Source organism: Metabacillus sp. Hm71, from assembly GCF_051842955.2.
GTDB lineage: Bacteria > Bacillota > Bacilli > Bacillales > Bacillaceae > Metabacillus.
Map to the genome: position 1 here is coordinate 3,272,812 of NZ_CM200278.1, position 26,139 is coordinate 3,298,950.

Sequence of the window (26,139 nt, forward strand, 5' to 3'; positions counted from 1 at the left end):
CAGCACATATTTGGAACGTATTCAATGACATTATGGTCATTTTTTATTATTCAGCAGTTTGTAAAAATAAATATTTCTCAAACAAAACTAGTAATAATTTTCTTTATCCTTCTTTCAACAACTTTAGGTGCATTTTATGAAGTTTTTGAATTTTTTCAAGATGTAGTATTTAAACCTCAAATTAAGAATCAACCAAACTTATTAGACACTGATTTGGATTTAGTTTCAGACCTATCAGGAGGGATCATTGCTTTATGTCATTATTTTTTATCAAAAAAATTAAAAGCCTTTAATTTTATGAAACAAAACTAAATAAACGAATAATATTTAAGATTAAAATTTTCTTTAACACTTCCTTAATTTTTGAATACCTAAGATGCAGAACGTTTGCCTTCTTTAGACTGTTATAATTTTAAAACGGTCTTCTTTTTGCATAAATAACAACAAAAAGGACGCTTTAAGGTACAAGGTCAGCTTCTATGTCAGCTTGTTTTGTTACATCATGACCTTGTGCCGAATCTAATCGAACTACGACACTCTGCACTTCAAACGAGTTGGCAAATTTAACTGTTAACAAATTAGAAAGTATTGTTTTTTTATTTATGAATTTGTGCGTATTGTTCATAATAAAAACCACTCATTATTCTCCTTTTTGATTTATAATCATTTTAGATTGGAGGTAATGAACAATATGCAAGAACCAAATACATTGACTAAATTTAAAAACTTTGCAAGAAAATTAAAACAAAATTTATTTGTACTTTATTTGTCATACAAAGATGATAGGGTTCCTTGGTATGCTAAAGTAGTCGCTATTTGTGTTGTGGCCTATGCTTTCAGTCCAATTGATTTGATACCCGATTTCATACCTGTTCTAGGTTATCTTGATGACCTTATCCTCATTCCACTTGGTATTTCCTTGGCATTAAAGTTAATCCCACAAGTTGTAATTGAGGAGCACCGAGTTCAGGCAGAGGAAATAAGAAAAAATGGAAAGCCGAAGAATTGGTTTGTTGGTTTTCTTTTTATTGTTATTTGGATTCTATTTGCTATTTGGATTGGAAAATTGATATTTAGTATCCTTTCAAACTAGGACGATGATTTCTTCGTCTTTTTTATTTAATAGATTCACTGCTTCGCATTTTAGGTCAACGTCGTAAAAGGTAAAGGTACTTCCCTTTCCCATCTCTTTTAACTTTAGATAAATTAAACTTCTAAATCTTTATAATAGACATATGCCACATTCCTAATTTATCCCTATTTTCATTAACTCGGTGCTTACCTTTTTCGCAATATTCCTCTAATAGTTCAAACCCTATCCAATTCCGTTTAGTATTTTCACAAGCAATTGCGGTCGTAAATCCTCCCATACAATTATCAAGGACAAGATCACCTTGGTTTGTATGGGTTTTTATTAAGTACTCAAATAACGCCACAGGCTTTTGAGTGGGATGAAACGTATTACTGTCACGAGAAAAATCCAATATAGATCTTGGATAATTCGTATGTGTAGTTGTGTCTTCCTGTAACAAACTTTCATCACCAGGTTTGAATATCCCACCTACACTTTTCCTTTTATTCTTTCTAACTTTTAATAACGGAAGTAATCCTTGCGGATGATAAGTTGGTAACTTTTTATAAAAAACACAAATGTTCTCATGGTTTTTCAAAGGCATTCTTTTGGAATTTTGAAACCCTGTTGTGTGTTTTCCTTTTTTCCATTTCCACTATTGTCCATACCGATTAAGTTTGTATGATGCTTCTAACACTTTTTTGAAGTCTTCAGTAGAGCAAGAAAAGCAGGATTAATATTTCCACCTGAACCGAGTTTGTCATTATAGACCATTTCAATTTTTAGAACATCATGGAAATGATCATTGACTTTTTGTTGCCCTATAGATACCTTGTAAAAAGTTTGTTTCGGGTAAGGCTCACTTGATGGTACTAAGATATATTCATGGTAATAATAAGTTTTTGGAGCCAATATATCCCTCTTAACCATACATTGATTTACTAATAAATTATATTTACTCATGTTTTTTTAAAATGTGCCATTGGCGGAACATTTATGATGTTACTGAGTTCCAGCACTATTACAGGTTTTGCAAGTGCGGGTGTAGCTATCAGTTAACACTTAACACTAGTTTAAGAGCCATTATCGGATCATACGCTTAGGAATAGGACTTGTACATTTGCATTTAACATCTAGGAATGAATACTCAATACAAATCTAGTTTACATAAAGTAAATGATGGAAAGTAAGCCAAAGAGCCAAACCCAGTCATATCAAGGGTTTGGCTCTTTGGCATTTTTTATCGAATATGCAGGATTTTATACATCGTTGATTTATCAACTTTTTTTCTGAAGAAACTTGGCAGTTTATGAGGTGCTCAGTCGTGGTAATAAGACCATCCATTATTACCCGGTTGTGCACCAATGATAAAAGTTGAAAGGTACGGAGTAATAAACAAATAACACGAAAAACGCATGGGATAACGCTATTCCCATGCGTTTTTTCTATTTGCTTTTTTTAGGTTCTAATAATTTCGCAATATTTTCATATCCTGTATCAATCGCATGCATATAAGGAGTCATATTTGAATAGTCCTTCAGGTCTTGGTCTGCTCCGAGTTCCAATAAAACTTTTACCGTGTCCTCATTTTCTCCAAGTGCCGCATAAATTAATGGTGTCATACCTCCCTCAATATCTTGGTAATCCAGATCGGCTCCTGCAGAATGAAGAAGTTTAACTATGTCAGGTTTTCCTTTTTCAGCAGCTGTCATAAGTGGAGTCATTCCGTAACTAGTTTCATTATTTGGATCTGCACCATTTTCAAGCAGTGTTTTAACCATTTCTACATTCCCTGCTTTTATTGACCAATCCATAGCTGTAAACCCTGTGTAGTCCTCTACATCAATGTCTTTAACATCTTTCGCCAACTTCTTCACCTTTTCAATATCTCCATTAATAGCGGCTTCAATAATTGGAGGAGTATCGACTATTTCCATTGCTTCTTCTGCTTCAATATCAGCAAAAGGATCAAAGGATTCAATGGCATTCAGTCCATAATTAAGTCCCCATACAAAAATTGCAAATATTAACAAGGCAACTGAGCCAAATGCCCAATACATTTTTGACTTTTTCGATAGAATGATAGGTTCCATCTCACTAAAGTAAGTTTGAATAGCATGTATTCTCTTGGGTAGGGGCGGGTGCGTTGAAAGAAATTCACTCAGCCAGACAAAGAATCCTTTTTCTTGGTTGATTTGATTTATATACTCCACCTGATCAACACGGAAAAATATCTTTTTTCCTATGGCTAGCATCATCAGGCTGTTTTTTGAAGCTCCCATGTTACCACTGTAGTAAGCAGCGTATCGGTCACATGTGTATTCACAGGCGCGGAGGTACGTTTCAGCCACACCAGGTATCCACATCGACGGGAGCATAAATGCCATTTTACCAAGATGGTTCCTTTTTATATGGGCAAGTTCATGGGCCAATATAAAATGAAGTTCTTCTTCTAATCCTTCTTCTATCAAATCAAAGATTTCCGAGTAAACAACAACCATATTCTTTCCAAAAAAACGGGTCGCGAAAGCATTCAGAACCCCGCCTGACTGCATGACATACACATCCGGCACCTTTTTAAGCTCCATTTCATGGCACAGATCTTCCACTTTTTTATAAATATTAGGGAATTGTGCTGGGGAAAGCTTTACTGCATTGGTCCGGATTTGCCCTATCATAATTCCATGAAGTATAAAAGAAAGCAAAAACAAGCAAATAATAATTATCAATCCTATAATGGATACTGCAAAAAGCACGTATGAAATTATGCTAAAAAACAAAACGATCCAAAAATAAACTTTCTCCTTGTAATAAATCAAATCCGTAGGTGCCAGCTTATGTTCGTTCAATGGTTTCAAGTCTCCTTTATTTCAATTAGAAAAATTATACTTGGTTTGTATGAGACTGTCACTAATCCACATTTTCCCTTCGCCAATGAGTTATAATAAAAATATGTTAATACAGGAGATCATAGATAAAAAACAAGGAAGGCAAATTAAAAAATCATTAAGGGGTACCCTCGGGTACTCATTCATTGTATGGCTATTCACTTTTAAATTTAAACGCTTCCTTATTATATTAAGGCACCCGTTAGTCAGAAAAATGTTCTACTCCTTATTGAAGTAAAGTACCAGTTACAACAAAAAGTTATTCAAATTTGTACATAAGAATATCATCTACATACTCACTGTCATTTAATTTAAATTTTTTAATCTTACGTCCTTCTTCAACAAATCCCATAGCCTTATATAAAGCTATTGCTCTATGATTTGATAAAAATCATCCAAACAAACTGGAATGTGGTCAATAAAAAGAATAAATATCTAATAATTAAGCATACTATCACCGAGATAAGGAGGTGTTAGTTAAATGAGCCACATAAAGGCAATTGTTATTAAATTTATAGCTACATTTGCATTGTTGTATGTAATTTTAGGCATTGTATTTGATGTTCAATTTGAAAATGTTTTATTAATATCTCTTGTATTAGGCGTTATTTCTTATATGGTAGGAGATCTTGTAATTTTACCAAGAACAAATAACAGGGTAGCAACATTAGCTGATTTTGGAATGGCATTTCTCGTTATTTGGTTAATGCTTGATAACATTTCAAATGATGGTGCAGATATTTTTTGGGCTTCGTTATTCTCAGCTATCGGTGTTGCATTATTCGAGTATTTCTTCCATAAATACGTTGCATCAACTGTAGATAATAAGCAAGAAAATAAAAGCAGAAGAAATAATGCTCTGCAATACCAAACAGAAGCTTCAGAAGAAGTAACACCTAGGATTCCAAGAAATAGAAAGTAATTGTTAATACCCGACCAAATGGTTGGGTATTATTTATTTATCTTTTAGATAATTCCTCATTCAAATTTCTTTCTTGTTTTTGGCAACTCGTTGGTACTTAAAATATATTTAACCCATTTGGACATACTAATTATAACGGCACATAGTAATCCTCCTTTTAATGACTACAATTAAAATATCTATGTGCCTGATTATGATCGATTGTTACTTGGTCTAGGCTACTAATCTTGGACAATCGACACTTTTGTTAAAAATACGAAAGAATGGAAAACGTCTTAGTTAGTGTTTTACACGATAAGCAATCAACAATATTCAAACGTTTTGAAGTTTTACTTAATGGATAAGCTTCTGGGTTTAATCATCTCGATTATACTTAAGAAGAATAACTTTGAAACCGGCTCACTGAGCTGGCTTCTTTTTTTGTTTAAAACAAATCTGGAGCATTTTAGATGTAAAGTGCTTTCGGACGACATAACCTTTTGTAACAAAGAAATAACTTCAAACTCCAAATACTTCACCAAGGCGTTGGTTCATTTGTGGATTATCACTTAAAATTCCTTTAATTGTCCCCCCTAGTTGAAAAATATTCATTCAAAGCGACCTTCTTTTCTTGGAGTTTGGTCACGTTTTTTTAATATTTAATAGTGTCATTTATAATGATGGTTAAATAAGGGTACAAAATAATTATGATTATTAAAGGTGCAAATTCCAATTTTAACCTAAAGTGAACTTAACGAATATTAGCTAATAAAGCTGGGGAGATTACAAATTATAAAAGGAGGGAAAAGAAATGAAGAAAAAATTATCTTATCTTTTGTGTACTTTAACATTAACTATTATGGCTCTTGGGATAACTGTACATGCTGAAGACAATAATAATTTGAATAGAGCAAATAACAATAATGGAGTAAGGAATGTTACTACAACAACAGACGTTGTTGATAACGATACTAATTGGGAATGGCTCGGTTTATTAGGATTAGTAGGTCTGTTTGGTCTTAGAAGAAGAGAAAAAGAAGTCCGTTAAAAACAAATATTAAAGGCTCTATTAATAAACTGGGCAAATTCTTGGTAAAGTCGTGTAATAATTCAACAGTAATCACATTGCTGCTCCTTGTTTACTGATGATTTTTAGGAGAGTACTGCCATTGGCTTAATGATAGCAAATGTCCTTGTATTGTTGGATATTCCATCAGTAGACAGTTCCTTCGAAATTTGAACACATTTAAGAGGTCTTAGCTTGAAGTTATTTTTTTCAAAATTTTTTATCAAGGTTAAGGAACCCTTCATTAGTTAGTTAAATGAGCTAAATAAATGTTAAAAATTATAGAATAAATTATAAAGGACTTAAATAATAAAATGACTGTGACGGAATACACAGTTAAGGGTAAAAATCATCCCTAAGTTTTTAGGGATGATTTTTGCTTTTGGTAATTACTGGTGTTATTATAATTGTGTACGAAAAGGATCCCCTAATTCCTTATATTAAGTACTTACAACCAAAGAAGAGAGCAGACTGTTGTTAAAAGTTTGCTCTCTTCTTTACTTTTTTGAGTGATGTAAAAGTAAATAGAGAAAAGTTACTTCAAGAAAAAAATGTCTTAAACAAAAAAAATTAAATTTTAAATTATATTCTTCATCCCCTTTCTCATTAAGGGGTTTTATTTTGCAATAAAACAGAACGAATGTTCCTACTCTCGTATTATGGTGTCCAAAAAATATACCATAAATCCTTCAATAATTAATTAATAATTATTTCGAGGTGAATTCATGCGTATTCTAAAGCTAAGGAAGGAAAATGGGTTATCAACCTCCCCACTTCGGTTATAAAATTGATAAAAAGAGCGATACTCTTCTTATTAATAAAGAAAAAGCTGAAATCGTCCGTAAAATTTATGATCTCTACTTGTCTGGAAAAGGCATGCTTAAAATAGCTAATAGATTGAACCTAATGAATGTTAAAACTAAGACAGGTCGTGTTTGGACAAGAGAAAAAGTTCGTTATGCCTTAAAAAATCCTGTTTACATAGGAACAATGCGTTAAAACTACCGCGTAAATACTGAACAGTATTTTGAAATTAAAAGAAGAGGAAATTAAAAAGCTGCTTTCTTCCCTTCAACCTATCAATGAAAAAATGAGTCCTAACGATATGATCGAAGTTTTAAACAATGTTCGTGAAAATTAGGAACGCATGGACTCAATTGAAAAGAAAATGTTACTTCAGATGCTCGTAAAAAGGATTGATTTAGATAAGATCGGTGATCGGCCGGTTGTTGATAGTTTAACAATAACTAATACCCGAGTTTTATTAGTCTTCTTTTTACTCGTTCCTTCTTCAACTAAAGCAGCGTTACTTGAAGAAGGATATTTTTAATTATCCAAGGTAAATAATCTGTTACTTGATAAAAAGGCTTTACTCCTAAAACTAAATTACATAGCAATGTTAAAGATTGTAAAAAGTATTAGTGCTTTTTAAACTACCTCTAAAAAAGGCTAAATTTTTTGCGAATAAATGCGATACAAAGTAATAAAATTGGCACAATAATTTGTAAAAAAGTATGGACATATGGAACAAAAAACAAAAATCCAATATTTATATGTTCTACATAGCTATTAGCACTTATGAGTGATAAGGAAATGATAATGGTCCCAAGTCCAAGGGTGACGGAACGTGTTTGTTTTAAGTTAAATAAATGAGCTATTCCAAGCGCAGCTCCGAACAAAAACCCTCCTGCTTTAAAAAACACGCCTGCAACCATCATCAAAATAACAAGCACATCAAAACGTTCAAGAAAATCTGCAATCGTAACCATTCTGGTAGCGGTAAGAAGTGAAAAAATATTTTGACTATAAATTTCTGGACCCAACACAGACATGATCATGATGGAATTAACTGTTAATAGAATGCCCCCAAATAAAACGGCAACGATTCCGATTTTTTTAATGTTTTTCTTACTATTTAAAAATGGGAAGAACATCATAAAAACAATTGTTTCTCCAAATGGAAAGTTTAAAGCAGTGGGAAATGCCTCTTTCAAAACGGGCTTTATCCCATTTGCTAATACTGGAGTTAAATTTTTAACATCATTCCCTTCAACACTAAGTAAAAGTGTCCAAATAAGCATGAGAGCAAAAATATAAACAGGAAATACTACTTCCCCCATTCGAAAAAAGGGCTCAATTCCACCCCTTAGACAGTAAATCACCAAGACCATGAAACTTACGATTGTAACAATTAGAGGAGTCTCTGTTAATATTGTTGATGCAAGAAGGTCTCCTAATTCTCTGCATGCTCTTGCTGCAGAATATGTAAAATGGAAAATATAAAGCAAAATTATTGGATATGAAAGATACTTTCCTATTATTTTGGGAATCATCTGAACCAATGTATCATCAGGGTAAAATGCCGATAATTGCGTGTAAATAGTCATTAAGAGCATACCGCCTAACGTACCGATCAAAATAAATATCCATGCGTCCTGCTTAACTTCTAATCCTAATCCTAAAATTATGGCTGTTCCTAATACGTATCCAACCATTATATAAAATAGTTGTATATTACCTATTTTTTCCTTATTCATTTAATCACCCTAAATTTGTGCCATTTTTCTTCTTAAACAACAAGGAATTAAATTATCATATTTGATTGTATTAGTTGTCACCTTACTTTCTTTTTACATAGGTAGAAACAAAATCATTTAAGAAAATTCCCATCAATTCTGTGACAAGTGACTTTGAAACTTTATTTTTTGCCAGTTTCCTTAACCTTTGGTCTATTTATTGCTGCTAAAATTACTGTTACTATAAGTAAAACAACTGTATTTATTGAATCGCCAAATACCTGTATGTATAACTCACTTGTGTATATAAAACGAAAAGCATAGAATATACCAAATAACACCAATAGTTTGTATTGTAAAACAAATACCATATCTCAATTCAAAATTATTATTAACTATTTTGGATAAGATATCCTTCAATTACATCATTTGCATTTTAATCAATTCTTTGAGGAGATTTTCTGCATTACTAGTGTAATTAACAATAATTCTCCATTTTCTGTTTATTTCAGTGCTCTGGCCCTTAACATAAAAAAAGACAGTTTATAATGGACCTGTAAAACTAGACACGAAATTTGCAAATTGTGATTTTATTCTCAGCATAAATACACCTTCCTTAAAACTCATCGAATATATCATTCTTAAACTATTCTGTCCTTAATCGAATAAGCGCAAGGCGCTTAGCATTCGGCGACAAGCATAAGGCGAATCGGAATAGAAGGTGTTCTTTACATTTGACTAGAGCCGATGGCGCCTGGAGCTAGACACTAAAACTAAGTTCAAATTTTTATACTTTTTTACCTTTTAAGAAAAAAGCCTTGCTCCTTATGGAAGCAAAGCACCCTTTTACTATAGTAAGAAAATTATTCCAATCATTGTCTTAAATAAGCATTGGCAATATAATTCGTCCTATTTATGAAAATTACCTTCTTGAATTAAACTGCCGTAAGAACTAGCAAGTGCTCTACTCCTTTTTAAAGTAAAGCATTTTTGTAGAATTAGATTTTTTACATTCCCATTTAGTAATATTGAGAAGAGTTTCCTCCCCCACGAATTATATCCGTAATTGCAACATAAATGTTTGGTGGATATTCTGCTATTCTATGAGTAAGGTATAAATACCACTCTACACCATAGAGTAAATAGACACGAACAGGTATCCCCCTGTCTTTAAGTTGTTTACAAAGTTCAGGACGAATTCCGTATAACATTTCTGCTTCAACATGCGGGTTTTGTAAATAACCTCGCTCCATAATCTGTTTATATATAGCTTCATCGTGAGAAGCAATTGAAATTTGATGGCCAGCTTTAACACATAAATCTACTAATTCTAATAAACGTTGGTCCAACTCATCTGAACGAGGGATACAAATATCTGATGGTTCTTGATATGCTCCTTTTACAATACGAATTGCCCCAGGATAATTAAGTAAATCATTAAGGTCATCCATTGTTCGATGTAGATAAGCTTGAAGTGTAACCCCAATGTTAGGATATTCGACAACAACGCTTTTGTATAAGTTAAGTATCTGATCCGTTTTAGCCGATTCTTCCATACTAATCATAAGAGAAAGATTATAAGATTGTGCTTCTTTTGCCATCTCTATTAAGTTTTCATAGGCAAGTTCAGGATCAACAGATAAACCTATATGAGATAAATCAAAAGAAATACGAGATATTATTCCACGATTTCCACATTCCCTTATCAACGCTATAAACTCATCTTTAGCTCGAGCGCACCCCTCTTTATTGATAGTATTTTCACCAATAAATTCAAGTGAAATGCGGTAACCCTTATTGATAAGTAATTCACCAATCGATAATCCATCTTCTCTTGCTTCACCTGTCACAAACCTTTTAGCAGCACTTTGAAATAACGGATAAAGTTCAGAAGATTGCTGAATATACTCCTTTATTTCTAAATTTCGAGCAACGGATTTTAAAGCATCTGCAAATTGTTTTTCAATTGATAGAAGTTCCAATCATATCCCTCGTTTCATTTGAATTACCATAGTAATTATACTCCAAAAAATGGTTATTCAGGGGGGTTTTATACTAAAAATGCCAATTCAATTAAAACAGTATATATAGGGACAATACGTTAACACTAATCAATATTTCGAAATTGGAAATGCCGTACCTGCTATTATTAATCCAGAAATATTTAATTAGGTACAAAAAATTAAAAACGGAAGAAGAGTAGTGCTCCTCGGTTATCTACAAGTAAATTTATTTTCTCTCGTATGGAGAAATACGTAAGATAATGGAGCCCATATGTGCGGTAAATATGGCGGAAAGAAGCGTAGTATTAAAAAATAGGTATCATTGTCTTATTTATTATTGCTCTAATATGACATTGGGTTTGTGTGTCCAAAGAAACATGTCTGAGGGCTTCATTGAACAGCATTTTTTAAAGGAACTTTAAAGCTGGTCAGAGTATTATGAATATAAAAATGGCTCAGAATTTAATACTCTGAGCCATTTTTATCATTTCTAACTTTCTTCTATTTTGCTGGTTCCTCTACGACTGGCTTACCAGCCTCCATCAAAACTCTGTTTCCACCTAACATTATGGAAAGAATGAAGATCAATACCCCCGTTCCCACCAAAAGCCATTCTACTTTGATCACGTCTGCCATCGGTCCGAAAATCAGCATGCCCATTGGCATCATGGATGTGGAAATCATCCCAAACACACCGAAAATTCTCCCTAAATAGTTTTCATCTACTTTTTCCTGCAGTAAAACAGTTGTAGGTGTATTAAAGACCGGCATCGCAATCCCGAAGACAGCCATGAAAATTAAATATACCGAGAAAACTGGAACAACCCCTAGGGCAAATGTACAGATCCCCATTAATAAGCTTGCCAAGGTCATCGTATGAATTTTATTTTTAAAGCCGCCCCAAGAGGCAATGATTCCTCCTCCAGCCATCATCCCTACGGAAAAAGCAATTTCAATGGCCGTTAGCCGCCAAACATCGTCACCGAAACTCCGCGTTACTTGAAGTGGAGTCAAAAAAGCGGCAGGTGCCATTAAGACAAAGAAGATCCCAAAGAACAAAAATAACTGTCTTAAAAAAGGGTTATTTTTAATGTACGTTATCCCTAGCTTAAAATCATTGAGATAGCTTGTTGGTTGATCATCAGCTGATTTCTGGTGTTGCGCGATTTTTAGAAAACCGAGTAATGTGAAGATGGCAATTAATGCTGTTATCACATCGATAAAGAAAATGATCTCAAGTGAAGCCATTGATAATAAGGCTGCACTCACAATCGGTGCAACAAACATATTGATTGCTTGCAGACTTCCATTTATTCCGTTTATTTTCGTTAGCTTATCCTTTGGTACAATCTGCGGCAAAATCGCCCCTACTGCGGGTGTTTGAATACCGGTACCGACAGCACGAAGAGCGGCCATAAGGAAGAGCAGCCACACCGCATCATATCCCATTAAAAACACAATCGCGAGGAGAAGTGTTGCTGTTGCAATTAAGGCATCTGATAAAGCAATCAGTTTTTTTCGGTTATACCGATCTGCCCACACTCCTGCAAATGGCGATAAAATAAAGGTAGGAATGAAGCCGCATATAATAAAGAGTGTCATCATCATTCCTGACTGTGTATTAAGCGTGACATACCACATTATTGCATATTGAACCAATGCTGAACCAAAAAGCGAAATCGTTTGGCTGCTTAAAAACAGTGTAATGTTCTTTTTCCAATTTTCAAATCCATGTTCATTTACTGAGTTCATCTTTTCACGTCCTTCTTATTTTTCGTTCTCATTTTGGCTAACAGTGTGAATTCCCCAGTAAAAAAAATACGCTCATCTTTCATAAAAAAATCACAGACGCCTGCCTGTGATTTTGAGTAAACGATTAAGAATGATCCTTATTTCATGAGTATGAAACATTTTTGCCCATAAATAAAGAAAGGCAGACAGTTCCGCCTTTCTTCACATAGTCGATTATGCATAATGAAGATTATAAAAAAGGACAGACTAATCCCGTTTACCCTGCACAAACAGAGCCTTTGAACGTATTCAGTTACTGGTTCAAAGCTGTGAAACGAAGTCTGACAGATTGCATTTTATAATCCTCCTTTATGTAAACATTCACCATTATTTTAGAGCAGAAGTTTAAAAAAGTCAATAAATAACAATTCTATTTAAGCGGGTATACATAATTTTCTTTATGTTTTTAGTTAAATAGTAGATAATGAACCAAATACATATTTTTCAAGGAGTGTATGATAATGATTACACCTATTTTTCGTATTTTTGACCTGGAAAAAGCAAAGGAATTTTACATCGATTATTTAGGCTATCAGCTTGATTGGGCACATCGTTTCGAAGAACACATGCCGGTCTATTGCCAAGTATCTTTACATGAACTGATCTTACATCTTTCCGAACATCATGGTGACTGCTCTCCAGGCAGTGCCATTCGAATAAAAATGACAGATCTAAAAAAATATCATTCTGCCTTAAAAGAAAAAAAGTATACTTATGCAAACCCTGGTTTAGAAAAATCACCTTGGAATACAGTCGAACTAACGGTGACCGATCCTTTCTTTAACAGGATTACTTTTTATGAGGAAATTCTGTAGTAATAGAAGTGCTTGCTCTTATAACTTAAACTCTAGGTCTTAGGGATAAAGAGCCTTTCTGTATATAAAGCACAGAAAGGCTCTTTATGATTCCTCCATTTTACTTTGTGGATCTATTTAATGAGAAATTCGCTGATAAATTCAGATTTGCGCCAATAAAATTGAAAAATCGCTGATATATTTTGAAATTCGCTGATAAAATCGAAGATACCGCCGATATATTTTGAATTTCGCTGATAAAATCGAAAATACTTGCTGATATATCTGATATCCGCCAATAAAACCCGATTTCCCCCGAAATTACATCAAGGTCTCTCATTCTCATTCCGCATCAACAAGGAATCATCTCGCACCTAAACCATCTTCTTCTCAAACTGCGGCCCTAAATAAGCCCCTTGTTCCAGCAAAGAATTTTGAATTTGTTTCACATCTGACTTACGCGGCAGCTTTCCTTCTTTTGCACATAGAGCAGCTGCAGTTCCTGCTGCTTGACCGATTGCGATGGCAATTGGCTGAACGCGAAGGGCAGAATGGGCTTCATGTGTGGCAGAGATAGGTCTTCCTCCAACGATGAGATTGTCGATATTCTTTGGAATGAGTGATCGATATGGGATATCGTACCATTCCCCTGGTTTTAAGTGTTGCAGCAAAGTTCCTTCCCCCGCAGGGTTATGAATATCAACCGGATAGGAACCAAGTGCCACAACATCATCAAACTTGCAGGCGTTTAGCAGTTCCTCTGCGGTTAACTTGTAATCGCCAATCACTCTTCGTGATTCTCTGACTCCGATTTGTGGAGCAGTTGTTTGCAGGTATGCATTTTCAAATCCATCAACATGCTTTTTCAGGAAGGAGACAAATTCCTGCACTTGTTCCCGTGCTTCAATTTCTGCCGCGGTTAGTTCCCATGGATTTGTTGCGTCCTTTAGAATAACACGGGTTTGATTAAAGTGAATAACCCCTTCTTGATTGGCATAGAACCATAAAACATTTTCACGTGGGCATTTTAATTCCCCGCGCTTTTTGGCTTCAATATATAATTCGGTCATTCCCTCGCGGCTTGGCATGCGATCAATATCGACATTGGCCATGCGGAAATTCAAGGTCATCGGCTGGCTTAAGCTGTCCACTTCACGGCCCTTTTCGACAGTAGCACCTGCTAATGCGGATAAATCGGCATCACCTGTTGTGTCCACATAGATTTTTGCTTTTAAGTCCATTAAACCTGCTTTATTGGCAACACGGATCGATTGGATATTTCGCTTTGAGTCATCCATTTGCGCATCGCCTAAGAAGGTATGGTACAACAGTTCAACCCCGGCATCGAGGCAAAGATGCTCTGCAACGTATTTTAAGGCCTCAGGATCAAAGGCTGTTTTTTGTTTCGGATGTCCATACATGCCAAGCTCTGACATGCCGTCAATTAATTCCTGCAGCACGCCATAAATAATTTGTTTTGGACCAGCTGAATAGGTCATCCATGGATTCACCATCATCGCAGTTCCAGCTCCCCCAAGGAAGCCATACCGTTCAATTAACAGAGTTTTTGCTCCATTTCTGGCAGCTGCAACAGCTGCGGCAATTCCACTTGGTCCTCCACCAGCAACAATGACATCGTATTCAAGATTTGACAAGATCATTTTCCCCTTTCCTATGTTCATTTTTACTTACAGTGACCGAAGCTTCGGCCATTGGATTTCAATACCTTGTTGAGCAATCAGCTTTTGAAAATCTTCCAGGGTTTCACGGTTATTTCGAACTTCCCTCGGCTCCATGTTTCCATCTATACAATAAGCGGCTAAATACCCTGCGGATTCTCCAATATTCAATTCAACCGGATGCAAGCGATAACAGCCATTGGTGATATGGGTGACACCAAGGTTTTTACAGGCAGGCAGCAGATTTTTCACTCTGATTGGAATGAGACTTCCTAAAGGAATTTGAAACGGATAGCTTGATATATCAATATAATTTCGATTCCCGGTACTAGGATGCAGGTCAATTCGATAGCTGCCAACTCCAACTGAGTCGAAGAAGATTTCTGAACTGTCTTCTCCCCTTGAATCCGGACATACATGCTGCTCTAACACCGTGAATTCTGCTTTGATCCTGCGTGATTCTCGAATGTACGGGTATTTTGCCAAGCCATCCTCTGTTCCAAAAAGATCCTTGCGCAAGCGAAGTCCCGGGTAGCCTTGTTTTCCATCCGGTCTTGGAGCTTCGGTTTGCATCCAATAAAGCAGGGAAAGACTTAATTGCTTTGCTCCCTGCAAATGCTTCTGTCTTTCTTCATCACTTACCTCAAAGACCGGACCAAGCCAATAATCATTTTGCGGCCAATTGACAAGAGTCGTATCACTGACAAAGGTTCCAGGTGCAAAATTCTCCTTATCTATGATTCTTCGATATAACCACCATGATGGTAGATCTGTTTCTGGGAATAGGGTAAAGTGCCTTGGTTCCAATGTAATATGATGCGGAACTGTCCAGCTAAAATGCTTGTCAGGCCAAAAGCTGGCTTGATAGTTTCTCCAAAACTCATAATTCTCAGGTTTTGGAATCGTATGATCTTCCCCTTCCACATAGTCCATCGCAAAGCAATGGGTTACCGCCTGCATATCCAGTGGGTCTGCCTCACCTGCTAATGCATGGGGCTCACCTGTCTCTTTTTGAGACTCGGAGCCTGTCACATATTCTACATTTGCTAACGGCAAGAGATCTCCGCATTCTGTGCCATCAAGGAAATAGGTGCCAGTCAATGTCATTCTTGTTCCTGTAACTGAATTCTTTACTTGCACAGATAACACGGTATCTCCGTTTACTTCTGCTTTTTCGGGAAGATAATTAGTAAAAATTTTCACCTGACCGCTATGAACATAGGGAGCTAACATTTCATGAATCACCGCAAGTGCAGCACTTGGCTCATGGCAAATCCTGCTTACGTTTCCGTTGCCTGGATTGAGAAGGAGACGAGAGCTGGCCTCCGTTGTCAGCGGAAAATTTCGTCGATAGTACTCTCTGACAAGGTTTCGAAATTGGCTGTAGCTCTGTGTACATCCGAATTGTTCAATCCATGGATGCTCATCAGGAGGAACTCCCTGGCTTGTCAATTGCCCGCCAATCCAATCGGTTTCCTCTGTTAAAATTACAGATTTACCCATTTTTGCGGCGGCTAATGCAGCTGCACAGCCGCCAGTACTTCCGCCAATGATAACGATGTCGGCCTTCATTTCCTGATTCATGGTAATCTATCACCTTCTGCTTTATATAGTAAGGAAGGAAAACAAACAAATTCATGTTATTTTCATCCCTTTAATCACGAGTTACTGACCAACAAACTCTGAAATTTGTTCGGTAGCTGAATCTAAATAAGCCTTGTAATTATAGGTACCTTCCAACGTGCTGATAAATTGATCGTATTCCTCTAATGGTCGGTTTCCGTAAATGAATTTCACGATTTCTTCATTAATATAGCGTTCCGCATCTGAAGCGACAAAGCCTTCAGGCAATGTTATCAAGCTATCATAGATTTCAATCCGCGGCTGTTCGATCGCGAAATCAATCTGCTGCTGGGCATAGCCGAATTTCGATGCTAGATATTCAGCGTTCGGGCGTCCTGTCAATTGGAAGTAGTGGGAATGCTCAACCCCTTTAGGATCAGTGATTTCCACTTTATCGCCATTCATCTTATAGTTTTTGCCTTCTTCACCATACATCACAAGAAGATTCCCTTCTCTTTCCGATACATAGTTAAATAGTTCTAAAATCTTTTCAAGCTTTTCTGGTTCTTTTTCAAGGGATTTTGGTAATGACCACATTCTTGAAACCGTGGCAACATCATAAACGCCATCCAAATTTCCGCCTGGACCCGTTGGTGCTTTGATTTGAATCCATTCTGCCTTCGGGTTTACTAATTTTATTTCCTCTTGATTTTCCTTTTTCGCAATATCTGTCCAAGAATGATAGATTAAACCATATTGGCCTTTGTAAATTTTATCTAAGTGCTGTCTGCCTGTGTTGGCGATTAATTCGGGATCGACAACACCTTCATCAATCATCCCTTTAATAAAGGCAAGCGCATCCTTCATGGCCGGGTCGTAAAGAGAATTGACAACCTCACCATCCTTGATGTAGAAATTCCCAGGAGTCCCCACACCGAACGCACTAAATACACCTGTAAAGCCTGAAAGTCCACCGCCGGTTATTCCGTACGTATCATTTTTTCCGTTTTGGTCAGGATCATTAAAGGTAAAGGCTTTGGCTACTTCTGTGATTTCTTCGATTGTTGTTGGAACCTTTAATCCTAAGTTATCAAGCCAATCCTTCCGTACCCACCATGTGGAAAATGGAACATCTGGTATCCTCGGAATACCGTATTGCTTGCCGTCAAGATTTCCTTTTTTGAAATTATCCTCTCCTGCAAAGGTAACAGAAGGCTGAAGTTTTTCCATATAAGGTGTTAAGTCAAGAAGCATGCCTTTCCGCCCGTATTCCGCCATGCGCTGACGATCCTGTGTGAGGATGATATCAGGGTAATTACCAGCTGCTAACCGGACATTTAATTGATTAAAATAATCTTCCTCACTTGCTAGTGCCGTTATTTTGATCTTAATTCCTAATGCTTTATTAAGCGCTTCGGCAATTGGGTCCGGATCTGGAAATCCTGTCCCGGACATCGCAATTTCAATCTCCATCGGTTTATTCGAATTGACTGAATCCTGTTCTTTCTCACTTGAGGTTTTATTTGAGCTGCAGCCCATGACAAACATACTTACGAAAAGCATCATGATCAAACTAACCAATAATGATTTTTTCACATTTGTTCCTCCCCTTTTATATTCATAAAAAACACCTAACCTTTTATTGAGCCAATCATGACCCCCTTTGTAAAATGTTTTTGGATAAAAGGATACACAACAATAATTGGCAAACTTGCTACAATCACGGCAGCCATTTGCAACGTTGTTGTTGGAACATATTCCTCGAGCATTTGCTCAGGATTTGTTGATTGCATTAAAATGTTTCGGATAACCACCTGCAGCGGATATAATTCCGTATCGGTGATATACATGACTGCTTGGAAAAATTCATTCCAATGCCCAACTGCATAAAATAACCCAACCGTCAGTAAGACCGGCAATGACAAGGGCATGACAATTTGAAAGAGGATTCTGAACTCCTTCGCCCCGTCAATCCGTGCAGAATCAAAGAGTTCATTCGGAATATTTTCAAAGAAGCTTTTCATAATCAGTAAATTGAAAGCACCAACAGCATTTGGGATGATCATCGCCCACACTGTGTCTACCAGACCTGTATCACGGACAACGAGGTAGGTCGGAATAATTCCACCGCTAAATAGAAGGGTAAATACGACCAAAAATAAGAAGAAGTTTCGGCCTGGCAAGTTTTTTCGACTTAGAGGATAAGCCATTAAGGTTGTTAAAAACATATTGACGAGCGTTCCAACTACTGTGATAAAGACAGTGATGCCGAATGCTTTCACAATCTCATTTCCTGAAAAGAGCTGATGGTATGCCTCTAAAGTGAAGCTTTTCGGGATAATGATATAACCACCGTTTTTTAATACTTCTCCATACGGAGTGACTGAAACAGCCAATACGTATAATAAAGGGAACACACAGACAATGCCGACAATCCCTAAGATAAGATAAATTACCGCATTAAAGATGCGATCCTCAAGCCCTCTTACCAAATTCCTCCCCCCCATCTCTTCGCTAATCGGTTCGCACTAAGGACCAGGACGAGACCGATGATTGATTTGAATAATCCGACTGCTGCCCCTAAGCTGAAATTCATTTGCTGCAGACCGACACGAAAAACCCATGTGTCTAAAATATCAGCGACAGGATAGACCTGAATGTTATAAAGAATATAGATTTGTTCAAATCCCGCTTCCATAAACTTTCCTAAATGCAGGATGAACAGCAAAATAATTAAATTGCGGATCCCAGGTAGGGTAATATGCCAAATCATGCGAAGCCTGCTTGCTCCGTCTACTCTGGCCGCTTCATAATACTCAGGATTGATGCCAGACATCCCGGCCAAGTAGATGATCGCCCCCCATCCAAGATTTTGCCAAATGTCTGAGCCGACCAGGATGGTCCGGAACCAGTCTAGTGATGTTAAAAAGTTGATGGGTTCGATTCCCAAACCCTTTAACCATTGATTCAATAATCCGGAGCTCTCGGACAAAAAGGCGATTAAAATCCCGTAAATGATGACCCAAGATAAAAAATGCGGCATATAGCTTAAGGTTTGAATGATCCGCTTATACCAAAGGAAGCGGCACTCATGTAATAACAGGGCCAGAAGGATTGGCGGAACCATTCCAAAAATGAGCTTATATAGGCTGATTAAAAAGGTATTGGTTAATAACTGTGAGAAATATGGCGAATCATAAAATTCTTTAAAATGCTTGTACCAAGGATCAGCCCAAGCGCTTCCCATGATCCCATCCATGATGTTAAAATCCTTGAACGCAATCACGACCCCGTACATAGGGATGTACTTGTAGATGATGAAATAGATGAGACCTGGCAGAAGCATAAGATAAAAGGCTTTATGTCTCCAAACGAGCTGAAAAATAAGTCGCAGCTTTGTTTCTTTTTTTGGATAAACGGTCTTTTCGGTTACAGTATTTAGGTCCACGTCACCACCCGCCTTTCAGTCTTTTTCCTAATTCGCCATTTAAGGCAATTCTAGCCATTGTTGCCCCTTTTTGATGTAAACCCTTACATTTATTTGGTGAACGAATCATCCCCTTCCGGTTGTCTTACTAGTAGTATAAAAGTCAGAAAATTCTTTTTATATACACAAAATCGGTAAAAATGTACGATATGTTACAATCATGAATGGTTTAGTGAATCATTTTCGTTAAGTCTAAAGTTGGATCCTTTACTGTTCCATCACTTCCGCTGGGGATGGAGATTTTGACAATCGTTCCTACGTTTTTCAAGCTTTTTACCCGAATTCCATATCGGCTGCCATATGAAATGCGAATTCTCTCATGAACATTCACCATCCCAATACTGTTAAAGCCCCCTGTCACCTTTCTTTTAACCGATTCATTAAGAAGCTGATTGACTTTTTCTTGTTCCATGCCAACCCCATTATCGCGGATATACAGCTTTAACATTCCTTGTGAGATCATTCCTTTAATCGATATTTCTCCATTCCCTTCCTTTGTTGAAATTCCATGAAATATCGCATTTTCCACAAATGGCTGTAACGTTAACTTAGGAATCATACAAACGAATGCTTCTTCATCTACGGCAACACATAAGGTGAATTTATTGCCATATCTCATTCTTTGAATGTCAAAATACATTTCAACACTTTCTATTTCCTCTGCTAACGAAACCATTTCTGAGCGTTTATCAAAGCTAAAGGATAAAAGGCCGACGAGAGAACGGATGGTCGCCCGCACTTCCTCTATTTTATTCTGCCTGGCTAAACTTCCAATACAAGCTAATGTATTGTACAGAAAATGCGGTTTAATTTGGGACTGAAGCATTTTAAATTCGTACTCTTTTTTCAGCTCCACCATCCTTGCATTTTCTTTAAAAAGAAACTGGATGCGATCAATCATCGCATTATAGCTTCTGGCCAAACTCCCTATTTCATCAGACCTGTTCATTTCGATGCTGGACATATTTTGCAAGCTTGTGACGGTATCCATCTTTTTCGCTAATTTTCGAATTGGTTTCGTCAAGTATCGGCTTAACATAAATGTACTAATAAAAAGAATAACAACTAATAAAACACCAGCCTTTTTAAAATTTTCATTAAGGATATGAACATTTTCATAAAATACGTTTTCGTCGATGAGGGAAATAAGACTCCAGCCTAAGCGGTTTTCATCCGATTTAACCGAAACAAGTGAAAGGTTTTTTTCGGCTAAGTCATGAACGCCATTCTTTTGGTTCTTTATGCTTTGGATAAAGGATTTACTAGGCTTTCTTGGATAATCGGATAAATCCTGAGGGATGTTTGATTCTTTTTTAATATCTGTTGAAACGATATTTCCAGACGATGTAAGAATAATAAAGGATTGATTTTTATTTAAAAGCATAGGAGTAAGCTTGCGAGACAATTGTTCAAGGTCAATTTCAATGACAACCGTGCCGATAAAGGTATTTTTGTTCTTTATTGGGCTGACAAAAGCGACTGTATTGCCTGCTGAAAGCGGCGAATGATACGGCTCGCTCCAATTGATTCCTCCATAGTTTTTTTGCGAAAGCTGATATAAAAAAGAAATTTGCGGATTTCCTAAAATTTCATAATAAACCTTATGGCTGGAATACACCTTACCATCTGTGCTGATCATATAAATGGCATTGACTAATGATGAATTAATATCCGCTGTTGTTCGTAATTCGGTATTGATTGCATCTTCATTTTTCGTTAGCAGCAATGCATCCTTCATCGATAAATCCAACAAAATGCTTTGGATGTTTTCTAAGTACGAATTTAAAAACAGGTTTGTGTTTTCCAGCAATTTTTGAGAATCATAGATCACTTGGTTTCGAAATAGTTTTACAGAATCCTGTTGGTTATTCCAAATCAATGTCACAAATATCATTAATGTTGAGATGAACAAAAAGATAAAATGCTTTGTCGCAATACTCAGCCGATTCGTGAATTTCATCTGCATCACCGTTTCCTAAAGTCTTTAGGCGTTAATCCGGTCCATTTTCGAAATAACACGGAAAAATAGCGATAACTCGGAATTCCTATTTCTTCCGCCACTTCGTACACCTTTAAATTTGAATGTTTGAGTAAATGAATGGCCTTCTCCATACGTAAATCCGTCATAAACTCATTAAATGATTTTCCTGTTTCCTCCCGAAAAAGCCGGCTTAAATAATTCGGACTAAGCCCCACCTCTTCAGAAACAGCGGAAAGCGTCAGCTGGTCTCCAAGATTCTTTTCGATGATGTCAATCGCTTTTCTAATTTCAAAGCGATGCTTGTACTCAATGTTATCGTTTGTATTTAGTTCCCTCGTTAAAACGTGAATCATTTTTGATAAGCTTGTCGCTTCTGCCAATTCTTGACTCACCTCCACCTCAGCTATCCCTTTTACCTCTTTCATCCAGTCCATTCTCCACTTAGCTACAATTCCTTTTATCTCATCTGGACGAAATCGGTTTTTCGTGCACCAATCATAAAAATCACGCTGGAGGAAATCTGTCAGCTTTTTACGATTGTATAAAAGCGCTTTCAATTCCTTTTCTATTTCTCTAGCCTTTTCGTTGGTCAGTGAGTGAAAAGCAAATTGATCAATAAGCGCTACTTTCTGCTGGATCTCATAAAATCCGTAATGAGAACAATGATTCATTTCTTTTAAACTACTTAAAAGTTCTTTTTCTTCCAAAACAGAGTGGCTTATAAGGACAAACAAATCAACTTCAGAGTTTATGTATGATACTTGTTGAAGAATTTCGTTTTGCAAAAAGAAGCGAATGTCTTCCAATTGCTTCGTCAGTATGGAAAGGTCGTTGGAAGGATCTTTTAAGAAAAGATAATACTCTCCTGGTTTAGATAGGAGCCAAATAAATCGCTGTTTTTGCATTTGCTCTAATTCGCTGAGCAATTTTTGTAAAGCACGATCTAAGAATAGGACATCTTCTAATGCGACTCTTACAACTAGTTTCGCCATACGAAAAGGAAACGATAGAAGAATCCCTGCAGATTCCATCTCCGAGATAAATTGATTTGTTGTCAAAGATCCTGCATGCAGATATTGATTAAATATGTCTGATTGCTGGAAGCGGAGCTGATCCCTTGAATTCTTCTTATGTAATTGTTCACGTATGATGACCTCTCGTGCTTTATTAAGAACAGATGCTAATTCTTCCTCTCTCCACAGCACTTTCACCAAATAATCGAGCGCACCAAGTTTTATCGCTTCTTTGGCATATCGAAAATCGCTATAAGCAGTCAACATAATGATTTGCACCTCAGGAAATTGACTTTTAAGCATATGTGCGAGCTGAATGCCGTCCATCTTTGGCATCGTAATGTCTGTAATGACAACATCCGGAACAAATTCTGTACAAAAATCTAGTGCTTCCTCACCATTTTCTGCCTCCCCTACTAATACAGCACCATGTGACGCCCAATTAACTAATCGTAATTCTTCTCGAATCGGGACTTCATCATCTACAATAAGGACACTCAACATTTGCGATTGCACTAGCCTTCACTCACCTTCTATTTGATTTATATTGATTATTCTAGCTATTTCGTTTTTTACCTTTTTAACATTTATTTCTATATGTATAGAAATGAGCTTCTCATCATAGTAATCTAGTTATTAGCATCCCTATTAAATATAAGGAGTGTTTTAAATGAAAATTTCCCTAAGCATGTGGAGTGTTCACCTATATTGGTTTGATGGAAAATGGACGATCACCGATTTTATTGATTTTGCCGGAACGACAAAAGCGGAAGGTGTTGAACTATTAAGTATTTTTTGGCAGGATCAAAAGAAGGAATTGCCTTTAGTCGAAGAAGCTCTTAATCGAAATCAATTAACTGTATCCAGTTATGCGGCTTGCAATAATTTTGTGACAGCAGATCCGAAGACATTCAAGGAGCAAATCAAAGAGGTTACGGATGCCATTGATATGGCGACTCATTTTGGAACTAATATTGTAAGGGTTTTCGCTGGAGATCTCCCTTCTGATGGGTCCATTACCTATGAGAAAGGGATCAAATTTGTTTTGAAAGGACTTTCTGAATGCTGCAAATACGCCGAGGAAAAAGGCGTTTATCTATGCATTGAAAACCATGGTTTATTTGCTGGAAGAAGTGATCAAGTCATAGATATCATCAATAAAATAGGTTCACCAATGCTAAAAAGCACGTTTGACACAGGCAATTTCCTGCTTGTTGACCAGAATCCAAGTGAGGCTTTACTAGAGTTAAAGGAATATATCCAACATGTACATGTTAAGGATTTTATGCATTCTGAAGTTAGGCAAGACAGCAATACGTATCAAGCGTTATCCGGAAAATTATTCCTTGGTAAAATTCCTGGAGACGGTGAAGTAGAGTTAGCAACGATTATTGATGGATTAATTCGCAACCATTATTCCGGCTGGTTTGTTGTGGAATTTGAAGGTGCTGAGGAACCGTCAGAAGGCTCTGTTTTGTCAATGGATTATGTGCACCAACTTGTATCTAGAGCTTGCTCAAGGTAGAAAACGTAATTAGACATATAAAGAAGTTAACAAAGACTTGTCCGCATTGACGAGTCCTTGTTGCGGGATTCTCCGATAAAACGAGTGGGTATACTTCTGTTTTATAAAAATTAGACCGCTGTCTTATCTAGCCAATAACCATGCCTTAATACTGACAAGTTGCAGAAGAAGTTCAGCAAACTTTTGATCCATGGATTGTGCCCTCTTAAAAATTTCTTCCCGTTCATTTTCTAGCTGAACTTTTACCGCTTGATCAGTTACCGTATAAGTTTAAAAAGACCATTCTGTTTAAGATTACTCAATAAATCTTTCACTTTTCTATTAAAAATAATGTGCTCGTTTTTTCTTTCCGATAAATAGAATAGCTCTGCCAATACCTTTATTTTTTTCTAATAGATTAAAATTGCATATGTTTACTAAGACTTTTTACCAATTAATACCACTAAAGAATTTAATACTAAATGACTTCAGGCAGAATTACCAAGGTTTAATTTTTTACGGATAATTGCAATACAAAGCAGGATTATTGGCACAATGATTTGTAACGGCACAAAAAAATAAGGGATAAGATAACCATATGCAAAATTCAAATATTCAACAAAATTTGTTGCAAATATTAATGATAATGGAGGAATAATGGTCCCTAATCCTAGTAGTACCGATTTAGTATGATGTAACTTACCTAATTGGGAGATTGCCACAGCAGCAGCAAATGTACAACCCCCAACTTTAAAAAATACCCCAGATACCATCATTAAAATAACCAATGCATCAAATCGTTCAAGGAAGTCGGCAATAGAAACCATTTGAGTAGCTGTAAGAAAAGGAAAAAAATTATCAGCATAAATTTCCGGACCTAATACAGACAAAATCAAAATTGAATTCAATGTAAGGATTAATCCACCAACTAAAATGACAGCCATGCCTGCCTTTCTAATTATTTGCTTGTTATTTACATATGGAGTAAACATCATAATGATAATCATTTCTCCAAAAGGAAAGTTTATAATACCAGGGTAAACCTCTTTCAAAATTGGCTTAAAACCATTGCCCATTATAGGGGTAAGGTTATTTAGATTAAAATCCTCCACACTTAATAATAACATCCAAAGAACTATCAATGATATAAAGTATATTGGGAATACCATTTCTCCCATTCTTACAAATGCCTCAACACCACCACGCAAACAATAGATTATTAACCACATAAAGCTTACGATTACAACTACTGTTGGAGTTTCAACTAACATTGTAGAAGAAATTAAATCTCCGAAATCACGACAAACCGTTGCTGCTAAAAAAATAAAGTAAAAAATATAAATCAAAATAATTGGATAAGAAAGGTATTTTCCAATAATTTTTGGTAGCATTGATATGAATGTATCATTGGGATAATAAAGTGATAATTGTGTAAAAACCCACATTAGAATCAGACCAAAAACCATACTAATCAAAATCGCTAACCATGCATCCTGCTTTGCTCCTGACCCTATTCCAAGAATAATCGCGGATCCAAGTTCGAATCCCACTATGACATAAAAGAGCTGAAGACCACTTATTTTTTGTTGTTTCATAACTGTCTCCCTAAAGGAAAAAACCTCTGTTTTTTAAAAACGTGAAGTGAACTGGAATTCTATGACTTATATTATTTTTTCCAGAGGAGAACGCGTTATGCGTATATATACTAATGCTACTAACTCCAGTCTGGTCTTGTATTGAAATTGAAAGGGGTAATTAAAGATGATCACTTCTTTTTTACTATTTTTCATTACTGACCTGTTCCATTCAAAAAAGGCTTGAGAAATTTATTTTCATAGCAGTGTATGTGGATTAAATATTCTGAAAATACGCAAAAAGCTT

Annotated in this window: 23 protein-coding genes and 1 pseudogene; 8 read left to right on the plus strand and 16 right to left on the minus strand. The window is 36.3% G+C overall.

Annotation, left to right across the window (positions count from 1 at the left end):
• The first annotated feature begins 24 nt into the window (after window positions 1–24).
• Window positions 25–312 carry a DUF2238 domain-containing protein gene (locus ACSVDH_RS16030; protein WP_439251266.1) on the plus strand — a complete coding sequence of 96 codons (288 nt, stop codon included), beginning with the start codon at window positions 25–27 and terminating at the stop codon, window positions 310–312.
• Window positions 313–457: 145 nt separating this feature from the next.
• Here ACSVDH_RS16030 and ACSVDH_RS16035 read toward each other — a convergent pair whose 3' ends face one another.
• Entirely contained in the window at window positions 458–625 is a 168-nt protein-coding gene (locus ACSVDH_RS16035) for a hypothetical protein (protein WP_439251267.1), read from the minus strand.
• Window positions 626–691: 66 nt separating this feature from the next.
• Here ACSVDH_RS16035 and ACSVDH_RS16040 point away from each other — a divergent pair, with 66 nt between their 5' ends.
• Window positions 692–1,093, plus strand: coding sequence for a YkvA family protein (locus ACSVDH_RS16040; RefSeq protein WP_439251268.1), 402 nt, complete (start codon window positions 692–694; stop codon window positions 1,091–1,093).
• Window positions 1,094–1,214: 121 nt separating this feature from the next.
• On the opposite strand, the gene ACSVDH_RS16045 is transcribed toward ACSVDH_RS16040, so the two are convergent.
• The 4 genes and pseudogenes from ACSVDH_RS16045 to ACSVDH_RS16060 all read right to left on the minus strand — a co-directional run.
• Window positions 1,215–1,670, minus strand: a complete 456-nt coding sequence (locus ACSVDH_RS16045; RefSeq protein ID WP_439251269.1) for a DNA methyltransferase — start codon at window positions 1,668–1,670, stop codon at window positions 1,215–1,217.
• A 92-nt stretch (window positions 1,671–1,762) separates the two neighbouring features.
• A complete protein-coding gene (locus ACSVDH_RS16050; protein WP_439251270.1) occupies window positions 1,763–1,984 on the minus strand; it encodes a hypothetical protein in 222 nt (73 codons plus the stop codon).
• A 533-nt stretch (window positions 1,985–2,517) separates the two neighbouring features.
• A complete protein-coding gene (locus tag ACSVDH_RS16055; RefSeq protein ID WP_439251271.1) occupies window positions 2,518–3,921 on the minus strand; it encodes a M48 family metallopeptidase in 1,404 nt (467 codons plus the stop codon).
• Window positions 3,922–4,219: 298 nt separating this feature from the next.
• Window positions 4,220–4,351 (minus strand): annotated as a pseudogene (locus tag ACSVDH_RS16060) (GNAT family N-acetyltransferase); the annotation flags it as partial.
• 90 nt (window positions 4,352–4,441) lie between these two features.
• On the opposite strand from ACSVDH_RS16060, the gene ACSVDH_RS16065 reads away from it, so the two are divergent.
• The 4 genes from ACSVDH_RS16065 (at window position 4,442) to ACSVDH_RS16080 (ending at window position 7,257) form a co-directional block, all read left to right on the plus strand.
• Window positions 4,442–4,882, plus strand: coding sequence for a YndM family protein (locus ACSVDH_RS16065; RefSeq protein WP_439251272.1), 441 nt, complete (start codon window positions 4,442–4,444; stop codon window positions 4,880–4,882).
• Between the two features lie 790 nt (window positions 4,883–5,672).
• Complete coding sequence (locus ACSVDH_RS16070; RefSeq protein WP_439251273.1) at window positions 5,673–5,909, plus strand: WGxxGxxG family protein; 237 nt, start codon at window positions 5,673–5,675, stop codon at window positions 5,907–5,909.
• 771 nt (window positions 5,910–6,680) lie between these two features.
• A complete protein-coding gene (locus ACSVDH_RS16075; RefSeq protein ID WP_439251274.1) occupies window positions 6,681–6,926 on the plus strand; it encodes a recombinase family protein in 246 nt (81 codons plus the stop codon).
• Between the two features lie 148 nt (window positions 6,927–7,074).
• A complete protein-coding gene (locus ACSVDH_RS16080) occupies window positions 7,075–7,257 on the plus strand; it encodes a hypothetical protein (protein ID WP_439251275.1) in 183 nt (60 codons plus the stop codon).
• 109 nt (window positions 7,258–7,366) lie between these two features.
• On the opposite strand, the gene ACSVDH_RS16085 is transcribed toward ACSVDH_RS16080, so the two are convergent.
• From ACSVDH_RS16085 to ACSVDH_RS16095, 3 genes are all read right to left on the minus strand, one after another.
• On the minus strand, window positions 7,367–8,464 hold the full coding sequence (locus tag ACSVDH_RS16085; protein ID WP_439251276.1) for a GerAB/ArcD/ProY family transporter: 1,098 nt from the start codon (window positions 8,462–8,464) through the stop codon (window positions 7,367–7,369).
• A gap of 998 nt (window positions 8,465–9,462) precedes the next feature.
• Window positions 9,463–10,425, minus strand: a complete 963-nt coding sequence (locus tag ACSVDH_RS16090) for a proline dehydrogenase family protein (RefSeq protein ID WP_439251277.1) — start codon at window positions 10,423–10,425, stop codon at window positions 9,463–9,465.
• Window positions 10,426–10,947: 522 nt separating this feature from the next.
• Entirely contained in the window at window positions 10,948–12,198 is a 1,251-nt protein-coding gene (locus ACSVDH_RS16095) for an MFS transporter (RefSeq protein ID WP_439251279.1), read from the minus strand.
• Between the two features lie 500 nt (window positions 12,199–12,698).
• Here ACSVDH_RS16095 and ACSVDH_RS16100 point away from each other — a divergent pair, with 500 nt between their 5' ends.
• The gene (locus ACSVDH_RS16100) at window positions 12,699–13,052 is read left to right on the plus strand and encodes a glyoxalase superfamily protein (protein WP_439251280.1); all 354 of its coding nucleotides are present in this window, start codon (window positions 12,699–12,701) and stop codon (window positions 13,050–13,052) included.
• A gap of 353 nt (window positions 13,053–13,405) precedes the next feature.
• On the opposite strand, the gene ACSVDH_RS16105 is transcribed toward ACSVDH_RS16100, so the two are convergent.
• The 7 genes from ACSVDH_RS16105 to ACSVDH_RS16135 all read right to left on the minus strand — a co-directional run bounded on the left by ACSVDH_RS16105 (window position 13,406) and on the right by ACSVDH_RS16135 (window position 23,270).
• On the minus strand, window positions 13,406–14,686 hold the full coding sequence (locus ACSVDH_RS16105; protein ID WP_439251281.1) for an FAD-dependent oxidoreductase: 1,281 nt from the start codon (window positions 14,684–14,686) through the stop codon (window positions 13,406–13,408).
• Window positions 14,687–14,719: 33 nt separating this feature from the next.
• The gene (locus ACSVDH_RS16110; RefSeq protein ID WP_439251282.1) at window positions 14,720–16,294 is read right to left on the minus strand and encodes an FAD-dependent oxidoreductase; all 1,575 of its coding nucleotides are present in this window, start codon (window positions 16,292–16,294) and stop codon (window positions 14,720–14,722) included.
• 81 nt (window positions 16,295–16,375) lie between these two features.
• The gene (locus tag ACSVDH_RS16115; protein WP_439251283.1) at window positions 16,376–17,869 is read right to left on the minus strand and encodes an extracellular solute-binding protein; all 1,494 of its coding nucleotides are present in this window, start codon (window positions 17,867–17,869) and stop codon (window positions 16,376–16,378) included.
• Between the two features lie 35 nt (window positions 17,870–17,904).
• On the minus strand, window positions 17,905–18,765 hold the full coding sequence (locus tag ACSVDH_RS16120; protein ID WP_439251285.1) for a carbohydrate ABC transporter permease: 861 nt from the start codon (window positions 18,763–18,765) through the stop codon (window positions 17,905–17,907).
• Window positions 18,759–19,619, minus strand: coding sequence for an ABC transporter permease (locus ACSVDH_RS16125; RefSeq protein WP_439251548.1), 861 nt, complete (start codon window positions 19,617–19,619; stop codon window positions 18,759–18,761). Before ACSVDH_RS16125 ends, ACSVDH_RS16120 begins: the two co-directional genes overlap by 7 nt.
• A 310-nt stretch (window positions 19,620–19,929) precedes the next feature.
• Complete coding sequence (locus tag ACSVDH_RS16130; protein ID WP_439251286.1) at window positions 19,930–21,726, minus strand: cache domain-containing sensor histidine kinase; 1,797 nt, start codon at window positions 21,724–21,726, stop codon at window positions 19,930–19,932.
• The gene (locus ACSVDH_RS16135) at window positions 21,726–23,270 is read right to left on the minus strand and encodes a response regulator transcription factor (protein WP_439251287.1); all 1,545 of its coding nucleotides are present in this window, start codon (window positions 23,268–23,270) and stop codon (window positions 21,726–21,728) included. Before ACSVDH_RS16135 ends, ACSVDH_RS16130 begins: the two co-directional genes overlap by 1 nt.
• Before the next feature lie 154 nt (window positions 23,271–23,424).
• On the opposite strand from ACSVDH_RS16135, the gene ACSVDH_RS16140 reads away from it, so the two are divergent.
• Window positions 23,425–24,279: a sugar phosphate isomerase/epimerase family protein gene (locus ACSVDH_RS16140; protein WP_439251288.1), complete on the plus strand. Its 855-nt coding sequence runs from the start codon at window positions 23,425–23,427 to the stop codon at window positions 24,277–24,279.
• A 467-nt stretch (window positions 24,280–24,746) separates the two neighbouring features.
• Here the strand turns inward: ACSVDH_RS16140 and ACSVDH_RS16145 are convergent, their stop codons facing one another.
• On the minus strand, window positions 24,747–25,853 hold the full coding sequence (locus tag ACSVDH_RS16145; RefSeq protein WP_439251290.1) for a GerAB/ArcD/ProY family transporter: 1,107 nt from the start codon (window positions 25,851–25,853) through the stop codon (window positions 24,747–24,749).
• Window positions 25,854–26,139 lie beyond the last annotated feature (286 nt).

Excerpts from the sequence above, each read along its gene's own strand:
- ACSVDH_RS16030 (WP_439251266.1), top strand. The coding sequence starts at position 25 with ATGACATTATGGTCATTTTTTATTATTCAGCAGTTTGTAAAAATAAAT.
- ACSVDH_RS16035 (WP_439251267.1), bottom strand. The coding sequence starts at position 625 with ATGAACAATACGCACAAATTCATAAATAAAAAAACAATACTTTCTAAT.
- ACSVDH_RS16040 (WP_439251268.1), top strand. The coding sequence starts at position 692 with ATGCAAGAACCAAATACATTGACTAAATTTAAAAACTTTGCAAGAAAA.
- ACSVDH_RS16065 (WP_439251272.1), top strand. The coding sequence starts at position 4,442 with ATGAGCCACATAAAGGCAATTGTTATTAAATTTATAGCTACATTTGCA.
- ACSVDH_RS16070 (WP_439251273.1), top strand. The coding sequence starts at position 5,673 with ATGAAGAAAAAATTATCTTATCTTTTGTGTACTTTAACATTAACTATT.
- ACSVDH_RS16075 (WP_439251274.1), top strand. The coding sequence starts at position 6,681 with ATGGGTTATCAACCTCCCCACTTCGGTTATAAAATTGATAAAAAGAGC.
- ACSVDH_RS16080 (WP_439251275.1), top strand. The coding sequence starts at position 7,075 with ATGGACTCAATTGAAAAGAAAATGTTACTTCAGATGCTCGTAAAAAGG.
- ACSVDH_RS16085 (WP_439251276.1), bottom strand. The coding sequence starts at position 8,464 with ATGAATAAGGAAAAAATAGGTAATATACAACTATTTTATATAATGGTT.
- ACSVDH_RS16095 (WP_439251279.1), bottom strand. The coding sequence starts at position 12,198 with ATGAACTCAGTAAATGAACATGGATTTGAAAATTGGAAAAAGAACATT.
- ACSVDH_RS16100 (WP_439251280.1), top strand. The coding sequence starts at position 12,699 with ATGATTACACCTATTTTTCGTATTTTTGACCTGGAAAAAGCAAAGGAA.
- ACSVDH_RS16110 (WP_439251282.1), bottom strand. The coding sequence starts at position 16,294 with ATGAATCAGGAAATGAAGGCCGACATCGTTATCATTGGCGGAAGTACT.
- ACSVDH_RS16125 (WP_439251548.1), bottom strand. The coding sequence starts at position 19,619 with ATGCTTCTGCCAGGTCTCATCTATTTCATCATCTACAAGTACATCCCT.
- ACSVDH_RS16130 (WP_439251286.1), bottom strand. The coding sequence starts at position 21,726 with ATGCAGATGAAATTCACGAATCGGCTGAGTATTGCGACAAAGCATTTT.
- ACSVDH_RS16140 (WP_439251288.1), top strand. The coding sequence starts at position 23,425 with ATGAAAATTTCCCTAAGCATGTGGAGTGTTCACCTATATTGGTTTGAT.
- ACSVDH_RS16145 (WP_439251290.1), bottom strand. The coding sequence starts at position 25,853 with ATGAAACAACAAAAAATAAGTGGTCTTCAGCTCTTTTATGTCATAGTG.